The following is a 16271-nucleotide window of genomic DNA, read 5'->3' as shown; positions in this document are numbered from 1 at the left end:
AGAATTCGATGCCGGTCAACACCCTGGATACACCTGATGAAAAGCAACGCCATGAAAAGCAGCATCGGTTGGGCCTGGTTGCACACACTCGGCTCACCGAAAGGGTTTTACCGCATCAGCGCACGCCTGCTGCCATGGCTGAGTGTGGCCGCTGCACTGCTGCTCGGCATCGGCATCATCTGGGGCCTGGCGTTTGCGCCGCCGGATTACCAGCAAGGCAACAGCTTCCGGATCATTTATATCCACGTACCTGCCGCCATGCTCGCTCAGTCCTGCTACGTCATGCTTGCCCTGTGCGGCGTGGTCGGGCTGGTCTGGAAAATCAAACTGGCCGATGTCGCGCTGCAATGCGCGGCACCCATTGGCGCATGGATGACCGCGCTGGCACTGGCGACCGGCGCCATCTGGGGCAAGCCGACCTGGGGTGCGTGGTGGGTCTGGGACGCGCGCCTGACCTCGATGCTGATTCTGCTGTTCCTGTATTTCGGGCTGATCGCGCTGGGCAATGCCATCAGTAACCGCGACAGCGCCGCCAAGGCCTGCGCGGTACTGGCCATCGTCGGCGTGGTGAACATTCCGATCATCAAGTATTCGGTCGAGTGGTGGAACACCCTGCATCAGGGGTCGACGTTCAGCCTCACGGAGAAACCCGCCATGCCGGCTGAAATGTGGCTGCCACTGCTGTTCACCACGCTGGGTTTCTACTGCTTGTTCGGCGTGCTTTTGATGATGCGCATGCGTCTTGAAGTGTTGCGTCGCGAAGCGCGCACCCAGTGGGTCAAGGCCGAGATTCTGCGCAGCCTGGGGCACACAGCAGCGCAGTCGGAGAACACGCTTTGAGTTTTGCATCGTTCAGCGATTTTCTTGCCATGGGCCGCCACGGGGTATTTGTCTGGTCGGCATACGGCCTGTGCCTTGTGGTGCTGCTGATCAACGTGGCGCTGCCGCTATGGGCGCGGCAGCGCTTTCTGAAACAGCAGGCGCGTCGCCTGAAGCGGGAGAATCGCCCGTGAACCCGCTACGCAAAAAACGCTTGTTGATCATTGTCGCGCTGCTGGCCGGCGTCGGTCTGGCCGTGAGCCTGGCTCTCAGCGCCTTGCAGGAAAACATCAACCTGTTCTACACCCCCAGCCAGATCGCCAATGGCGAGGCACCACTGGATACCCGCATTCGGGCCGGCGGCATGGTCGAAAAGGGCTCATTGCAGCGCTCGGCCGATTCGCTGGACGTGCGTTTTGTGGTCACCGATTTCAACAAGTCGGTAACCATCACCTATCGAGGCATTCTTCCCGATCTGTTTCGCGAAGGGCAGGGCATCGTGGCGCTGGGCAAACTCAATGCACAGGGCGTAGTGGTGGCCGACGAGGTACTGGCCAAGCATGACGAGAAGTACATGCCCCCCGAGGTCACCAAGGCCCTGCGTGACAGCGGTCAGGCGGTACCGGTGGCGTCTCCCACACCCGTCAAACAGGGTTGATCGATGATTCCCGAACTCGGCCATCTGGCCATGATTCTGGCACTCGGCTTTGCGCTGGTGCAGGCCATCATTCCGCTGATCGGCGCATGGCACGGTGACCGCTTGTGGATGAGCCTGGCCCGTCCGGCAGCCTGGGGCCAGTTCAGCTTTCTGATCTTCGCCTTCGGTTGCCTGACCTACGCGTTCATGACCGACGACTTTTCCGTTACCTATGTGGCGCAGAATTCCAACACGGCGCTGCCTTGGTACTACAAATTCAGTGCCGTGTGGGGCGCGCATGAAGGCTCGTTGCTGCTCTGGGCGCTGATTCTCGGCGGCTGGACCTTCGCTGTTTCGGTGTTTTCCCGGCAATTGCCTCAGGTGATGCTGGCGCGGGTCCTTGCCGTGATGGGCATGATCAGTCTGGGCTTCCTGTTGTTTCTGATCCTCACCTCCAACCCATTCGCCCGCCTTTTGCCGCAAATGCCTGCCAACGGACGCGATCTCAACCCCCTGTTGCAGGATATCGGCCTGATCGTACATCCGCCGATGCTCTACATGGGTTATGTCGGTTTTTCCGTGGCCTTTGCCTTCGCCATCGCCGCCTTGCTTGGCGGCCGACTTGACGCCGCCTGGGCGCGCTGGTCGCGGCCGTGGACGCTGGTGGCCTGGGCCTTTCTCGGCATCGGCATCAGCCTGGGCTCGTGGTGGGCGTATTACGAGCTGGGCTGGGGCGGCTGGTGGTTCTGGGACCCGGTGGAAAACGCCTCGTTCATGCCCTGGCTGGTGGGCACTGCGCTGATTCACTCGCTGGCGGTCACGGAAAAACGTGGCGTGTTCAAGAGCTGGACGGTATTGCTGGCCATTGCTGCGTTTTCACTGAGCCTGCTGGGCACGTTCCTGGTCCGTTCCGGGGTGCTGACCTCCGTGCACGCCTTTGCCTCGGACCCGGCGCGCGGCGTGTTCATTCTGATGTTCCTGCTGGTCGTGGTGGGCGGCTCACTGACGTTGTTCGCGGTTCGTGCGCCGGTGGTCAAAAGCCATGTCGGCTTCGGCCTGTGGTCGCGTGAAACCCTGTTGCTGGGCAATAACCTGTTGCTGGTGACTGCTGCGTCGATGATCCTGCTGGGCACCCTTTATCCGCTGGTGATCGATGCCATGAGCGGAGCCAAGATGTCGGTCGGTCCGCCGTATTTCAATGCGCTGTTCGTACCGTTGATGGGGCTGTTGCTGGTGGTCATGGCGGTCGGCGTATTGGTGCGCTGGAAGGACACACCGCTGAAATGGCTGCTGGGCATGTTGGCACCGGTACTGGTCGGCAGTGCCGTGCTGGCAGTGATCGCCGCTCTGCTCATGGGCGATTTCCAGTGGGCGGTGCTGGCCACCTTCATGCTCGCCGCCTGGGTGCTGCTGGCCGGGGTCCGCGACTTGCTCGACAAGACCCGTCACAAGGGCCTGCTTCGCGGCGCACGCGGCCTGACCCGCAGTTATTGGGGCATGCAGTTGGCGCACCTTGGTATCGTGGTGTGCGCGCTGGGCGTGGTGTTGTCCAGCCAGAACAGCGCTGAGCGCGATTTGCGCATGGCCCCTGGCGAGTCCACTGAACTGGGCGGTTACGTCTTTGTATTCGAGGGCGCGAAGCATTATGAAGGGCCGAACTTCACATCCGATCGCGGCACCGTTCGCGTCCTGCGCAACGGGGCGCAGATCACTGAACTGCACCCGGAAAAACGTCTTTACAGCGTGCAGCAGTCAATGATGACCGAAGCAGGCATTGATGCCGGTTTCAGCCGCGATCTTTACGTAGCATTGGGTGAACCGCTGGGTAATGGCGCATGGGCCGTACGGGTTCACGTCAAACCGTTTGTGCGCTGGATCTGGCTCGGCGGCCTGCTGACCGGTATGGGCGGTGTGCTGGCGGCGTTTGACCGTCGTTATCGCATGCGGGTCAAAAACAAGGTGCGCGAGGCATTGGGCATGTCGGGAGTTGCCCTGTGAAACGCTGGGTCATGCTCCTGCCACTGGCATTGTTTCTCGGCGTGGCGGCGTTCCTGTATCGCGGTTTGTATCTGGACCCCGCCGAGCTGCCGTCGGCGCTGATCGGCAAGCCGTTTCCGCAGTTTTCGCTGCCCGAAGTTCAAAGCAGCCGCGTATTGACCCGCGCTGACCTGCTGGGCAAACCCGCACTGGTCAACGTCTGGGGCACCTGGTGCGTGGCCTGTCGGGTGGAGCATCCTGTGCTGACCCGGCTGGCGCAGCAGGGCGTGCTGATCTACGGCGTGAATTACAAGGACGTCAACACCGACGCGCTGAAATGGCTCAAGGAATTTCACGATCCTTATCAGCTGAATATCCGCGACGAAGCCGGCTCGCTGGGGCTGAACCTGGGCGTGTACGGTGCGCCGGAGACCTTCCTGATCGACCGTCAGGGCATTATTCGTTACAAACATGTCGGGGTCATCGACGAGGCTGTGTGGCGAGAAAAGCTCGCTGCCCGTTACCAGCAACTGGTTGATGAGGCGCGGCCATGAAGCGCTGTCTGATGACTGTCCTGCTCAGCGTGCTGTGCTCCGGCATAGCCCACGCTGCCATCGATGCCTACACCTTTCGCGACGACGCCGAGCGTGCCCGCTACAGCGAACTGACCAAGGAACTGCGCTGCCCCAAATGCCAGAATCAGGACATCGCCGATTCCAATGCGCCGATTGCTGCCGACCTGCGCAAGGAAATCTACCGCATGCTGGGTGAAGGGCAGAGCAATCAGCAGATCATCGACTTCATGGTTGATCGCTACGGTGACTTCGTTCGTTACAAACCCAGCCTCAACGCCCGCACCTGGCTGCTCTGGTTCGGCCCGGCCGGTCTGCTGATCGGCGGTCTGGCGGTGATCGGTTTCATCGTCGGGCGGCGTCGCAAGGCGCACTCCGAACAGGCCGATGTGCTTTCCGAGGACGAGCGACAACGCCTCGCCGCATTGCTGGATGACCACCGCCCATGATCGATTTCTGGATAGCGACCGGGCTTCTCTCGCTCGTGGCGCTGAGTTTTCTGCTGATACCGGTGCTGCGCGGCCATCTTGCGCAACGTGAAGAAGACCGCACAGCCCTGAACGTGGCGTTGTATCAGGAACGGCTGGACGAGTTGCAGGTTCAGCAAGAGCAGGGCGTGTTGTCGGTGGCGCAACTGCAAGGCGCCCGTGCCGAAGCTGCGCGCGAGCTGCTCGCCGACACTGAAGGTGCAGAGCCTGCCCCTACGTCGCGTCTGGGCAAACCCGTTCTGCTACTGGCTGCGGTGCTTGTGCCGGTGTTGGGGCTGGCGGGTTATCTGCAACTGGGGGCCATTGACCGCGTTGCGCTGAGCCGCGAATTCGCCCGACCGCCAAGCTCGCTGGCCGACCTCACCCAGCGTCTGGAGCGCAGTGTGCAGGCTCAGCCGGATTCAGCCGAAAACCTGTATTTTCTGGCACGCAGCTACATGGCGCAAAATCGTCCCGGCGATGCAGCCCGGATGTTCGAGCGCTCGGTGGCACTGGCCGGAAGATCGCCAGAGCTGCTCGGGCAGTGGGCGCAGGCGTTGTATTTCGCCAGCGACAAACACTTCACCGCACAGGTGCAGGCGCTGACCGACGAAGCGCTGCAGGCCGACCCCAAAGAAGTCACCAGCCTCGGTCTGCTGGGGATCGCCGCGTTTGAGACCCAGCGTTATCAGGCAGCGGTGGATTACTGGACCCGCCTGCTGGCGGCGTTGCCCGCGCAGGACGCTTCGCGCTCGGCGCTGGAAGGCGGCATAGCCCGCGCCAGAGAAAATCTTGCCGGGCAGGCCGCGCCGGTCAAGGCCAAGGCGCTCAAGGTGCGTGTCACGCTGGCTGCCTCGCTCAAGGGTAACGTTCAGCCGGGTGACAGCGTGTTCATCTTCGCCCGAGCAATCAACGGCCCGGCCGCGCCACTGGCGGTCAAACGTATCACGGTGGCAGACCTGCCTGCCGAGGTCGAACTGAGTGATGCCGATGCAATGATGCCGCAACTGAACCTGTCGAACTTTGCGCAAGTCCAACTGGTTGCGCGAGTGTCTCGCGCAGGGCAGCCAACCACCGGTGAGTGGGTCGGCCGCAGTCAGCCGCTGGCCAGTGACATCGCGGCGCAGCAGGTATTGATCATCGACAGTCCGGATAACTAGAGAAATCGCTTATGTACCGTACCGCACGCATCACCTTGTTGGGGCTGGTCGTTGGCCTGAGTGCCTGTGCTGTCCAGCATCCGGCACCGCCTCACAGCCAGGATCCAATCCTTAACCTGCCAGGCGGCCAGCAACCCGGCGCACCTCGGCCAAGCACGGCGCCTGCCGAGCCTGCCAAAGCGCCAGCCGCAGCGCCGAAGACCTCGGCCAGTTTCGCCCCACCACCGGGCGGTGGCAGCCATTGGGACCCGCGCCTGGGCGTGTACGTTATGGACGATCAGCCCAACACCTTCTATCGCCAGCGTACTTACTATCAGTGGAACAACGGCTGGAGCTGGGCAACCAACCCCAATGGTCCGTGGCAGGCGACCGACGCCAGCGGCGTACCGGCCGGGCTGGGCAAGCAGTTCAGTAACTGATTCAAGCCTGCAAATGAAAACGGCGACCTGATGGGTCGCCGTTCTGCGTTGGGGGGCTTATTTGCCCGGATAGATCTGGTCGAACACACCACCGTCAATGAAGTGGGTCTTTTGCACCGTGCGCCAGTCACCAAAGGTTTTCTCGACCGACAGGAAGTCCACTTTCGGGAAACGGTCGGTGTATTTGGCCAAGACCTGCGGGTCGCGTGGGCGCAGGTAGTTTTTCGCCGCGATTTCCTGACCTTCCGGTGACCACAGGTATTTCAGATAGTCTTCAGCCAGGGCGCGGGACTGTTTTTTGTCCACGACCTTGTCGACCACACTCACTGGCGGCTCGGCCTCTGCCGACACGGACGGGTAGACCACTTCAAACTGGTCGCGACCGAATTCACGGGCGATCATTTCCGCTTCGTTTTCGAAAGTCACCAGCACGTCGCCGATCTGGTTGGTCATGAACGTCGTGGTCGCGCCTCGACCACCCGTGTCGAGCACGGGCACATGGCGGAACAGTTCACCGACGAATTTCTTCGCGGCCGCTTCATCGCCACCTTTTTTCAGGGTGTAGCCCCAGGCCGACAGGTAGGTATAACGGCCGTTGCCCGAGGTTTTCGGGTTAGGCACGATGACTTCCACGCCATCCTTGATCAGGTCCGGCCAGTCTTTGAGGGCTTTCGGGTTGCCCTTGCGCACGATAAATACAGTGGCCGACGTGAACGGCGCACTGTTGTTCGGCAGGCGGCTGACCCAGTCTTTCGGCACCAGCTCGCCATTGTCGGCCAGCGCGTTGATATCGGTGGCCATGTTCATGGTAATCACGTCAGCCGGCAGCCCGTCGATGACCGAGCGCGCCTGCTTGCTCGAACCGCCAAAGGACATCTGCACGGTCACGTCTTCATTTTTCTCGGCTTTCCAGTGCTTCTGGAAGGCGCTGTTGTAGTCCTTGTAGAAATCACGCATCACGTCGTAGGAGACGTTGAGCAGCGTCGGGGCTGCCTGGGCAGCGCTGGCAAAGGCCATGCCAGCGGCCAGTAGCGAGGCGGCGAAGAGTTTATTCACTGCAGGGTCCTTGAGATGAAGAGTCGTGTGATAAAGCCTGATGGCGTAATGCCGCGACACTATCAGTATCGCGCCTGCTGTTTAAAGACTGAAAAGGTCTTTGCTTATGCCTTGTGCTCTACTTTTGCAAACAATTGATTACCGCAGCGCGAACAGAACGCCGCGCCGTGCTCGTGGAAATTCTTCGAGCACACCGGGCAATCGTGTTTCAGCTGTTCGCCGCGCATGGCGTTGGCCAGTTCGGCGGTGAATATACCGGTGGGCACGGCGATGATCGAGTAGCCGATGATCATCACCAGCGACGAGAGCATCTGCCCGACCGGCGTTTTCGGCACAATATCGCCAAAGCCCACAGTGGTCAGGGTCACGATAGCCCAGTAAATACCTTTGGGGATGCTGGTGAAGCCGTGCTCCGGGCCTTCGATCACGTACATCAGCGTGCCGAATACCGTGACCAGAGTGGAAACGGTGACCAGAAACACGATGATCTTCTGCTTGCTGCCACGCAGCGCAGCCAGCAAATAGTTGGCCTGGCGCAGGTAAGTGCCGAGCTTGAGCACCCGGAAAATCCGCAGCATACGGATGATCCGCACAATCAGCAGGTACTGCGCGTCGCTGTAATAGATCGACAGAACCCCCGGCACGATGGCCAGCAGGTCGACCAGCCCGTAGAAACTGAACGCGTACTTCAGCGGTCGGGGCGAGCAGTACAGGCGCAGGATGTATTCGATCGCAAACAGCAGGGTAAAGCCCCATTCGATCCAGGCGAACAGCATTGCGTAATCGCGGTGAATGCTCTCGATGCTGTCAATGACCGTGACCAGCAGGCTGAGCAGAATCGCGACCAGCACAATCTTGTCAAAGGTTCTGCCGGCAGGCGTATTCGCCTCGAAAATAACGATATGCAACCGCTCGCGGCGGCGGAGAGAGGTGTCCATGGTGCTTCCCGAAGCAAAGATCGGCAGAGCCTAGGAGCATTGGGCAGGTGAGTGCAAGTGCGTTGGCACCACATTCAAAGATCGGACGCATAGCGTCCAGAACAGCGTTCCTACGCTGGAGCGTCAGGAACGATAACCTCAACTATCCTCATTGGCGAAAGCGCAAGGTTGCCGAGGGCAACTCGCCGTAGTACTTGCGATATTCCTGCGAGAACCGCCCCAGGTGTGCAAATCCCCATTTCATTGCGATATCGGTCACCGAATCGGTACCGGGGTTGCGCAATTCCAGGTGTACGCGCTCCATGCGTACATTGCGCAGGAACGCCATCGGGCTGATGTTGCGAAACTCCCGGAACCCGGAAAATAGCGTACGCACGCTGACCCCCGCATGCTCGGCCAGTTGTTCGATGGACAGCGGCTCATGAGCGTGGGCGAGGATGAACTCTTCGGTGCGTTTGACAAAGTACGGCGAAACCCGGCGGGCCGGTTCCGGCGCGCTCAACGGGTTTTGCAGGGTGTTCGGCTGCCCGTATATAAGGGCATTGATCAACGTCGCTTCAAACTGCTTGAGCACCAGCGGGTTGTGGATGGGGTGCCCGTCGAAGGCCAGTGCATCAGCCAGTGCACCGAGCAACTGCAGAAAGTAGCTCGCGTTCGGATGGGTCAGCAGCAGTTCGGGCTTGAAGCGCAGCGGGGTTTTCAAACCGTGGCCCAGATGCTGGGCACAATGTTTTTCGACCTCTTGCCGATCCAGACGCAAGGCCAGTTGTGGAGCATCGGCGGCCCAGCGCATCGAAACCGGTGTGTCGGGCGAGATGATTGAGGCGCATTGTGCCGAGGACGTAAAACGCACGCCGTCACAGTGGATCTCGGCACTGCCGCGCGTTGGAATCTGAATTAGAAAGAAATTTTCCAGTCGGCCCGGATCGATGCTCACCGGCACCCCGTACTCCAGTCGGCTCAACGACAGCTTGCCCAGGTGCACATGGTGCATGGAAGCACTGACTTCCTGCGTGGATGTCGCCACCTTCAGATCATGAGGTTGGAATACCTTTCCTACCTGTTCACGAATGCGTTCTCGGTCATGCAGCAAAAAGAGACGGTTCTGCGCCGTAAACAGCGGCGTGTTTTCAAAAAGGGCCCCACCCAATTCCGAATTCATGGCAACTCTCACTCGTGCACGGTTTCAAGGCAGCTTGAGTCTTTATGTCACCCGCCATTTTCACACTGCGGATAACGCTCGCAGTTTCTGGATACTGCGGCCGCTCTGCTGTTTCTTTTTGGCCACTTTTTTGTGGTCCTGACGAGTACTTAGCAAACGCCACGCCAGTTCTACGCATGCGGATTTATTGCGTATCGAAAGAAAAAAAGCGTTGTGCAACTTTTTGCGCCGTCCGGACAGGGCCCGCAGCCAGCGGATAGTGGATCCCGTTCAAGGCTCGCAAGATTGGCTCCAACTTCACACGATGTTGGAGACTCGCAAATGAACGGTCGCTATGTCAGCGTCAATGCGCACGATGGAAGACAGTTCCAGGCCTACCTGGCCACTGCAATCGGCGGCAGCGGCCCCGGAGTGGTGCTGTGCCAGGAAATATTCGGGGTCAATCAGGCAATGCGCGACGTTGCCGACTTCCTCGCCGAGGAAGGCTACAGCGTACTGGTGCCCGATCTGTACTGGCGGCAGAAGCCTGGCGTCGAGCTGGGTTACAGCGAAGAGGATTTTCAGCAGGCATTCGGTTTTTATCAGGCGTTTGACGAGCGTGCCGGTGTCGATGACATTCGCGCCAGCCTGCACGCCCTGCGCCAACTGCCGGAATGCACCGGCAGTGCTCAAGGAGTGGTGGGTTATTGCCTGGGCGGCAAGCTGGCTTATCTGGCCGCCTGCCGCTTGCCCGAGGTGGCGTGTGCGGTTGGCTATTACGGGGTTGGCATAGAGAAGGCGCTGGCCGAGCTGGAGGGGCTGCAAGGTCGCCGTCTGGTGTTGCACGCTGCCGAGCTGGATCAATTCTGCCTCACAGAGGCCCGTGCCGAGATATTTTCCGCCGCACAGAACACGCCGGGCGTGGAAACCTACCTGTATCCCGGCGTCGACCACGCCTTCGCCCGTCCCAACGGCCACCATTTCAACAAGCCCGCCGCGCTGATGGCACATGAACGCACTGTGGCAGCACTGCGCCGCACGCTGGGCCCCGAGTACGACCTGTCAGCGCTCTGGGAAGAGCACATTCGTCATGAGTTCGAGACCCGTGACGTGCCCGCAACAATGGCCACTATGGTTGCCGAACCGTACGTCAATCACATTCCGACCATGACCGGCGGTGTCGGCCATGCGCAATTGAGCCGCTTCTATCAGCACCATTTTGTGCACGGCAACCCGCAGGACATGGCGCTGACGCCTATTTCCCGAACGGTGGGCGCTACCCAGATCGTCGACGAATTCATCATGACCTTTACCCACGACAGCGAGATCGACTGGATGCTGCCGGGCGTCGCGCCCACGGGGCGCAAGGTGCAGATACCGATGCTTGGCGTTGTGAAGTTTCGAGGCCCCAGGCTCTGTCACGAGCATATCTATTGGGACCAGGCCAGCGTGCTGGTGCAAGTCGGTCTTCTTGACCCGTCCGGGCTGCCCGTCGCCGGGGTCGAAACCGCCCGCAAGCTGCTTGATGAGAGTCTGCCTTCCAACAGCCTGATGCCCAATTGGGCGAACAGTGCCGACCAAAGCGCCTGAGGATTACCCATGTCTACATTTCTGAACCCCGATGCCTTGCACGGCAAGGTCGCGTTGATCAGCGGCGGCGCAACACTGATCGGCATAGCCGTGGCCCGCGGACTGATCGAAGCGGGCGCGCGAGTGGCGCTGTTCGACATTGACGCCGAAGCCGGTCAGCGCGCTGCCGAACAGTTGGGCAAGCAGGCGCGATTTTTCCCCGTTGATATCACCAGGGATGAAGAGATCAGCGAAGCCCTGACCGGGGTGCGCCAGGTTTTGGGCCCGGTAAACCTGCTGATCAACCTGGCCTGTACCTATAAGGATGACGGCTTTGCTTCCAGCCGCGAAGACTGGTTGCAAGCGTTGAACGTCAATCTGGTTTCGGCCATCGCTCTGGCTCAGGCCGTACACGACGATCTCAAGGCCAGTGGCGGTGCGATTGTCAATTTCTCTTCCATTTCTGCGGGCTGCGCGCAGACCGGTCGCTGGCTGTATCCGGTTTCCAAGGCGGCGATCAGGCAACTGACGCGGAGCATGGCCATGGACCTTGCCCCCGACGGCATTCGTGTCAATTCGGTATCACCGGGCTGGACCTGGTCGCGGGTGATCGCCGAGGTCAGTGGTGGCGATCGCGCCAAAGCCGATCAGGTGGCGGCTTCGTATCACCTGCTGGGCAGGCTCGGCGAGCCCGCTGAAGTGGCCAACGTCGTGACCTTCCTGTGCTCGTCAGCAGCCAGCTTTGTCACCGGTGCCGACTATGCCGTGGACGGCGGCTATTCGGCGATGGGGCCCGAGCAGAACTTGCCTGCCATCCCGCGCCTGGCGCAGTGATGGCTTCGGCGGACATGCAGCCTTTTCATAACGCTTGACCCCGGTGCAACACGCCTACCCACTCACAACAACAGGAATGCCATCATGCGTCGTATTGCAATCGTCGGAGCCGGCCAGGCCGGTCTGCAACTCGCTCTCGGGCTACTTGCCGAGGGCTATCACGTCACCCTGACCACCAACCGCACGGGCGAGCAGATTCGCAACGGCAAGGTCATGTCCAGCCAGTGTATGTTCAACACCTCGCTGCAGACCGAACGTGATCTGGGGCTCAACTTCTGGGAGCAGCAATGCCCGGCAGTCGAGGGTATCGGCCTGACCGTGCCGCACCCGGAGTTGCCCGGCGAGCAACTGTTCAGTTGGGCCGCGCGGCTGGATCGCTACGCTCAGTCAGTGGATCAGCGGGTGAAAATGCCGGTATGGATGGACGAGTTTGTCAAACGTGGCGGCGAGCTGGTCATTGCCGATGTGGGCATCGACGAGCTGGAAACCTTGTCGCTGAACCATGATCTGGTGCTGCTGGCCGCTGGCAAGGGCGAAGTGGTCAACCAGTTCGCCAAAGACCCGCAACGCACGCAGTTCAGTCAGCCGCAGCGGGCGCTGGCGCTGACCTACGTTAAGGGCATGACGCCGGTTTCGCCGTTTTCCAGGGTGGCGTTCAATCTGATTCCCGGAGTCGGCGAATACTTTGTGTTTCCGGCGCTGACCACCAGCGGCCCTTGCGAAATCATGGTGTTCGAAGGTATCCCCGGCGGCCCTCTGGATTGCTGGCAGGACATCAAGACACCTGAAGCCCACTTGCAGAAAAGCCTGGAAATCGTTCGTCAGTACCTGCCCTGGGAAGCCGAGCGTTGCCACAACCTGACCCTCACCGACGATCAGGGTTTCCTGTCCGGGCGCTTCACGCCGATGGTCCGCCGCCCAGTACTGACCTTGCCGTCCGGACGTCAGGTGCTGGGTATGGCCGACGCGCTGGTGGTCAACGATCCAATCACCGGACAAGGCTCCAACAACGCCGCCAAGTGCAGCAAGGTCTATCTGCAATCGGTGCTCGATCGTGGCGATCAAGCGTTCGATCAGGCGTGGATGGAGCAGACCTTCGAGCAGTACTGGAGCTACGCCCGGCATGTGGTGGAGTGGACCAACAGCATGCTCACGCCGCCGCCCCGGCATTTGCTCGAACTGCTCGGCGCGGCCAGCCAGTCACTGCCGCTGGCTTCTGCCATCACCAACGCGTTCGACGACCCGCGCCAGTTTGCCCCGTGGTGGTTCGACGCCGAGCAATGCCAGGCCTTTATCCAGAAGAACAACAAACAAGCGGCATAAGACTGCTGCCAGAGGGAGCCCCTATGAGCACTGATATCGAAACCACCCAGCCACTGTGCGACGCAAAAGACTCTGACCCTCGCGACTTGCGCGGTCTGTTGGGCCAGTTCGCCACTGGCGTCACGGTCATAACGACCTGCACTGCCGACGGACGCAAGGTGGGCATGACCGCCAACTCGTTTTCATCGGTTTCGCTGGAGCCCGCGCTGGTGCTCTGGAGCCTGGCGCGCAGCGCACCGAGCCTGAACGATTTCTGCGAGGCCAGCCACTTTGCGATCAACGTGCTCGGTGCCGAGCAGCATGGCTTGTCGCGACACTTTTCCCGACCCTCCAGCGACAAGTTCGCCGGCGTGGCGCATGCGGCCGGCACAGCTGGCGTACCGCTGCTCGATGACGTGGTCGCCACGCTGGTGTGCCGTAACGTGCGTCAGTACGAGGGCGGTGACCACCTGATCTTCATCGGCGAAATCGAGCATTACCGATACAGCGGCGCAGAACCGTTGGTCTTTCACGCAGGCCAGTACCGGATTGCCGCCGCGCACCCCGGACTGGCCCAGTAAGCCTGCCGCACGACATGCAGAAAAACGGGGAGATAAACGCATGAAAACGCAACTGATGTGTGTTTGCGGGGCGGGTTTGTTGATCGCACAAGGGGCCGGTGCCTACGACTTGCCGGTGGTCAATCTGGGCCTGACCAGCTTTCTGGACGGCGGTTTGCCCGCAGGTCCCGGGTGGTACTTGCAAGAGTATTTCCAGAATTACAGCGCTGATCGCCTGCGCGACAAGGACGGCAAGGCCCTGGGTTTGCCGAAGCAGGATCTGGATTATCAGGTCGCGGTGACCCAGCTCAGCTACCTGTCTAACGTGCGTCTGGGCAACGCCAGCCTGGGGCTGAACGCAGTATTGCCTGTGGTGACGCGCATGAAGGTCGACGACGGGCTGAACAACGCCGCGTTGCGCGGCCAGACCGGTATGGGCGATCTGTTGATCGGGCCGTTCATTCAGTTCGACCCGGTGATGGGGCCGGACGGACCGCGCTTTGTGCAGCGCATTGAGTTGCAGGTCAACCTGCCTACTGGCGAGTACGACGACAAACACGCGATCAACCCTGGCAACAACGCCTGGTCGTTCAATCCGTATTGGGCTGCGACTTACTGGTTCACGCCGAAGTGGACGGCGTCGGTTCGCGCGCACTACTTGTACAACGGCAAGAATGACGACCCGGCACAGTCGTTCGGCAATGTCAGCGATATTCAGGCAGGGCAGGCGTTGCACGCCAACTTCGCGACTGAGTATGCGGTCACCGATCAGCTTCGGCTGGGGATTAACGGTTACTGGCTCAAGCAGATCACCGACACCCAGGTCGACGGTCACGACGTTTCCGGGCGCAGGGAAAAAGTCTGGGCAATCGGGCCAGGTGCTATGTACAGCTTCTCGCAAAACGACCATGTGTTCGTCAATGCCTACTTCGAACAGGATGTCGAAAATCGTCCTGACGGCAGCCGCGTACAGATGCGCTACGTTCATCATTTTTAAATCACCGCAGGCGCTGCTCCACAGCTGACTCGGGTTTTGCCTGTCGATGCGACAGGCTTTTTTTCTGTGTGCGAGTTTCAATATGACCATTCCTTCTAATAGCTCTGCACCCAGCAGGCCTGCACTGATTTGCCGGACCAACCTCAAAGGTCAGATCAGACACTGCTCCGATGGATTTGCCCGCGAACATGGTTACGCTCGCGATGAGTTGCTGGAGACCTCGATGACGCTGCTTCGTCACGAGTTGATGCCCGCCGCTGTCTTTGCAAGCCTGTGGTCGACGCTGGGCCAAGGCACGCCGTGGATGGGCATCGTCTGCAACCGTCACAGGGACGGCAGCCAGCGTTGGCACAATGTGTACATCAAACCGGTATACGGCAGCGAAGGCGTGCAGGGCTACGGTGCGATCTATCTGCCGTTGAGCAGTGAGCAACAACACCGTGCTCAGGTGTTTTTTGCCCGCTGGCAGCGTCGTGGCTCGCCGGTCTCGGTGGTTGCGGCAATGACTCGCTGGTTGTCGTGGAGCTGGCCGGCTCTGCTGGTCGGTTCCGGTATCGCTCTGGCCTGCGCGGCGCTGGAGTCGGCCTGGCTGCAAGGTGCCAGCGCATTGCTGGGTGTCCTTGTGCTCACGGGCTGGCAGAGCTGGCGTCAAAACCGGCAAGTGCGAGCGGTATTGGCGTCACACCCCAAAGCGTTTTCCGCCCCTGCGCTGGCCGGGTTGTACGCTGACCTGAGCGCTACGCCAGCGTTGGTCAACATGGCTTTGATCGCCGGGGAGGCGCGTCTGCAAACTGCCCTCAGCCGGATTGGCATGAGTGGCCGACTGATTGACGAGCACATGGGCGCGCTGCATGAATTGATCGGCCACGAGGCCCGGCGACTCGAAGAGCAGCGCAGTGAATCCGATCAGTCGGTGGTGGCGTTGAGCGAGATGACTGCGACCATCCAGGAAGTCTCTCGCAACCTGCAACACAGTGCCGAAGCCACTGGCCAGGCGGTGGAACAATCCAGTCAAGGGCAAGCCTTGGCTGAACAGAGCTTGTCGGCCATGCAGCGGCTGAATGCCTCGGTCGCCGAAATTTCCGCTGCGGCCGGCCAGCTTTCGACGGCAACTGAATCCATCGGCAGCATCACTGACATCATCAGCAACATTGCCGGACAGACCAACCTGCTGGCGCTCAATGCCGCCATCGAAGCCGCGCGTGCCGGTGATGCCGGGCGAGGTTTCAGCGTGGTGGCCGATGAGGTTCGGCAACTGGCGACCCGCACCCAGGAAGCCACGCTGAATATTCAGCCGCTGCTGCAGCGCTTTCGCCAGACCACCGAACAGACCGTGCAGCTTACCCATGAGGGGCAGACGCTCTCCCGGCAAGGCATGGCAGCGGTCACGTCGGTGCGTGAAAGTTTCTCTCAGGTCAACGAAGCGCTGGACCGGATTTCCTCCATGAGCGTGCAGATCGCCAGCGCCATGGAGCAACAGGGGCAGGTCGCTGAAGACCTGAACCAGCAAGCCATGCGGATCGCCGACGCCTCGCGACAAAGCGCGGCCAAGGCACTGGATGGCAGACGCATCAGTGAGGAAATTGGCCATCAGGTGGAGGGTTTGAGGAGCCTCGCCGAGCGGTTTGATCGTTAGCGGTTGCTGTTGGGGGCTTGAGTCGGGCCTGAATCTTTCTGATATCGCAGAACTGTATGATGCGTCGCGTCACATATTGGAGCCTCACGCCTGCTCCGGGCAGTACGAGATGCAGGCTTGAGATTCGGTTACGGCTACTGTCTCGCCAGGCTGAAGACTTTTGACGCAGAGCGTCACGAACTGCCTG

General features: G+C 60.6%; 17 protein-coding genes. 14 read left to right on the top strand and 3 right to left on the bottom strand.

The window, feature by feature from the left end:
• Positions 1-36: 36 nt before the first annotated feature.
• From RGM3321_RS20070 to RGM3321_RS20035, 8 genes are read left to right on the top strand one after another with little or no spacing between them, the layout of a single operon-like run.
• Positions 37-840, top strand: coding sequence for a heme ABC transporter permease (locus RGM3321_RS20070; RefSeq protein WP_244394553.1), 804 nt, complete (start codon positions 37-39; stop codon positions 838-840).
• The gene (gene ccmD, locus RGM3321_RS20065) at positions 837-1013 is read left to right on the top strand and encodes a heme exporter protein CcmD (protein WP_004417064.1); all 177 of its coding nucleotides are present in this window, start codon (positions 837-839) and stop codon (positions 1011-1013) included. Before RGM3321_RS20070 ends, ccmD begins: the two co-directional genes overlap by 4 nt.
• Positions 1010-1477 carry a cytochrome c maturation protein CcmE gene (gene ccmE / locus RGM3321_RS20060; RefSeq protein ID WP_244394552.1) on the top strand — a complete coding sequence of 156 codons (468 nt, stop codon included), beginning with the start codon at positions 1010-1012 and terminating at the stop codon, positions 1475-1477. Before ccmD ends, ccmE begins: the two co-directional genes overlap by 4 nt.
• A gap of 3 nt (positions 1478-1480) precedes the next feature.
• The gene (locus RGM3321_RS20055; protein ID WP_244394551.1) at positions 1481-3454 is read left to right on the top strand and encodes a heme lyase CcmF/NrfE family subunit; all 1974 of its coding nucleotides are present in this window, start codon (positions 1481-1483) and stop codon (positions 3452-3454) included.
• Positions 3451-3987 carry a DsbE family thiol:disulfide interchange protein gene (locus RGM3321_RS20050; RefSeq protein WP_244394550.1) on the top strand — a complete coding sequence of 179 codons (537 nt, stop codon included), beginning with the start codon at positions 3451-3453 and terminating at the stop codon, positions 3985-3987. Before RGM3321_RS20055 ends, RGM3321_RS20050 begins: the two co-directional genes overlap by 4 nt.
• Positions 3984-4454: a cytochrome c-type biogenesis protein gene (locus RGM3321_RS20045; RefSeq protein WP_244394549.1), complete on the top strand. Its 471-nt coding sequence runs from the start codon at positions 3984-3986 to the stop codon at positions 4452-4454. The genes RGM3321_RS20050 and RGM3321_RS20045 overlap by 4 nt, the downstream gene beginning before the upstream one ends.
• On the top strand, positions 4451-5632 hold the full coding sequence (ccmI, locus tag RGM3321_RS20040) for a c-type cytochrome biogenesis protein CcmI (RefSeq protein WP_244394548.1): 1182 nt from the start codon (positions 4451-4453) through the stop codon (positions 5630-5632). The genes RGM3321_RS20045 and ccmI overlap by 4 nt, the downstream gene beginning before the upstream one ends.
• A gap of 11 nt (positions 5633-5643) precedes the next feature.
• Positions 5644-6051 carry a hypothetical protein gene (locus RGM3321_RS20035; RefSeq protein WP_122257972.1) on the top strand — a complete coding sequence of 136 codons (408 nt, stop codon included), beginning with the start codon at positions 5644-5646 and terminating at the stop codon, positions 6049-6051.
• Between the two features lie 57 nt (positions 6052-6108).
• On the opposite strand, the gene RGM3321_RS20030 is transcribed toward RGM3321_RS20035, so the two are convergent.
• The 3 genes from RGM3321_RS20030 to RGM3321_RS20020 all read right to left on the bottom strand — a co-directional run bounded on the left by RGM3321_RS20030 (position 6109) and on the right by RGM3321_RS20020 (position 9207).
• A complete protein-coding gene (locus RGM3321_RS20030) occupies positions 6109-7107 on the bottom strand; it encodes a sulfate ABC transporter substrate-binding protein (protein ID WP_244394547.1) in 999 nt (332 codons plus the stop codon).
• A 104-nt stretch (positions 7108-7211) separates the two neighbouring features.
• Positions 7212-8045, bottom strand: a complete 834-nt coding sequence (locus RGM3321_RS20025) for an ion transporter (RefSeq protein ID WP_244394546.1) — start codon at positions 8043-8045, stop codon at positions 7212-7214.
• Between the two features lie 148 nt (positions 8046-8193).
• On the bottom strand, positions 8194-9207 hold the full coding sequence (locus RGM3321_RS20020; RefSeq protein ID WP_244394545.1) for an AraC family transcriptional regulator: 1014 nt from the start codon (positions 9205-9207) through the stop codon (positions 8194-8196).
• A 321-nt stretch (positions 9208-9528) separates the two neighbouring features.
• Here RGM3321_RS20020 and RGM3321_RS20015 point away from each other — a divergent pair, with 321 nt between their 5' ends.
• The 6 genes from RGM3321_RS20015 to RGM3321_RS19990 all read left to right on the top strand — a co-directional run bounded on the left by RGM3321_RS20015 (position 9529) and on the right by RGM3321_RS19990 (position 16084).
• On the top strand, positions 9529-10776 hold the full coding sequence (locus tag RGM3321_RS20015; RefSeq protein ID WP_244394544.1) for a dienelactone hydrolase family protein: 1248 nt from the start codon (positions 9529-9531) through the stop codon (positions 10774-10776).
• A 9-nt stretch (positions 10777-10785) separates the two neighbouring features.
• Complete coding sequence (locus RGM3321_RS20010; RefSeq protein ID WP_244394543.1) at positions 10786-11589, top strand: SDR family oxidoreductase; 804 nt, start codon at positions 10786-10788, stop codon at positions 11587-11589.
• 84 nt (positions 11590-11673) lie between these two features.
• Entirely contained in the window at positions 11674-12912 is a 1239-nt protein-coding gene (locus tag RGM3321_RS20005; protein ID WP_244394542.1) for a styrene monooxygenase/indole monooxygenase family protein, read from the top strand.
• A gap of 23 nt (positions 12913-12935) precedes the next feature.
• Entirely contained in the window at positions 12936-13472 is a 537-nt protein-coding gene (locus tag RGM3321_RS20000; protein ID WP_002554209.1) for a flavin reductase family protein, read from the top strand.
• A 40-nt stretch (positions 13473-13512) separates the two neighbouring features.
• Positions 13513-14448: a transporter gene (locus RGM3321_RS19995; protein WP_244394541.1), complete on the top strand. Its 936-nt coding sequence runs from the start codon at positions 13513-13515 to the stop codon at positions 14446-14448.
• 82 nt (positions 14449-14530) lie between these two features.
• Complete coding sequence (locus RGM3321_RS19990; RefSeq protein WP_244394540.1) at positions 14531-16084, top strand: PAS domain-containing methyl-accepting chemotaxis protein; 1554 nt, start codon at positions 14531-14533, stop codon at positions 16082-16084.
• The last annotated feature ends 187 nt before the right edge of the window (positions 16085-16271 follow it).

It is taken from the genome of Pseudomonas sp. RGM 3321, from assembly GCF_022836805.1.
Classification (GTDB): Bacteria; Pseudomonadota; Gammaproteobacteria; order Pseudomonadales; family Pseudomonadaceae; genus Aquipseudomonas.
The sequence above is the reverse complement of the archived record's forward strand: the minus strand, read 5'-3'. Positions and strand labels throughout refer to the sequence as shown.

Excerpts from the sequence above, each read along its gene's own strand:
- RGM3321_RS20070 (WP_244394553.1), top strand. The coding sequence starts at position 37 with ATGAAAAGCAACGCCATGAAAAGCAGCATCGGTTGGGCCTGGTTGCAC.
- RGM3321_RS20055 (WP_244394551.1), top strand. The coding sequence starts at position 1,481 with ATGATTCCCGAACTCGGCCATCTGGCCATGATTCTGGCACTCGGCTTT.
- RGM3321_RS20045 (WP_244394549.1), top strand. The coding sequence starts at position 3,984 with ATGAAGCGCTGTCTGATGACTGTCCTGCTCAGCGTGCTGTGCTCCGGC.
- ccmI (WP_244394548.1), top strand. The coding sequence starts at position 4,451 with ATGATCGATTTCTGGATAGCGACCGGGCTTCTCTCGCTCGTGGCGCTG.
- RGM3321_RS20035 (WP_122257972.1), top strand. The coding sequence starts at position 5,644 with ATGTACCGTACCGCACGCATCACCTTGTTGGGGCTGGTCGTTGGCCTG.
- RGM3321_RS20025 (WP_244394546.1), bottom strand. The coding sequence starts at position 8,045 with ATGGACACCTCTCTCCGCCGCCGCGAGCGGTTGCATATCGTTATTTTC.
- RGM3321_RS20020 (WP_244394545.1), bottom strand. The coding sequence starts at position 9,207 with ATGAATTCGGAATTGGGTGGGGCCCTTTTTGAAAACACGCCGCTGTTT.
- RGM3321_RS20015 (WP_244394544.1), top strand. The coding sequence starts at position 9,529 with ATGAACGGTCGCTATGTCAGCGTCAATGCGCACGATGGAAGACAGTTC.
- RGM3321_RS20010 (WP_244394543.1), top strand. The coding sequence starts at position 10,786 with ATGTCTACATTTCTGAACCCCGATGCCTTGCACGGCAAGGTCGCGTTG.
- RGM3321_RS20005 (WP_244394542.1), top strand. The coding sequence starts at position 11,674 with ATGCGTCGTATTGCAATCGTCGGAGCCGGCCAGGCCGGTCTGCAACTC.
- RGM3321_RS20000 (WP_002554209.1), top strand. The coding sequence starts at position 12,936 with ATGAGCACTGATATCGAAACCACCCAGCCACTGTGCGACGCAAAAGAC.
- RGM3321_RS19995 (WP_244394541.1), top strand. The coding sequence starts at position 13,513 with ATGAAAACGCAACTGATGTGTGTTTGCGGGGCGGGTTTGTTGATCGCA.
- RGM3321_RS19990 (WP_244394540.1), top strand. The coding sequence starts at position 14,531 with ATGACCATTCCTTCTAATAGCTCTGCACCCAGCAGGCCTGCACTGATT.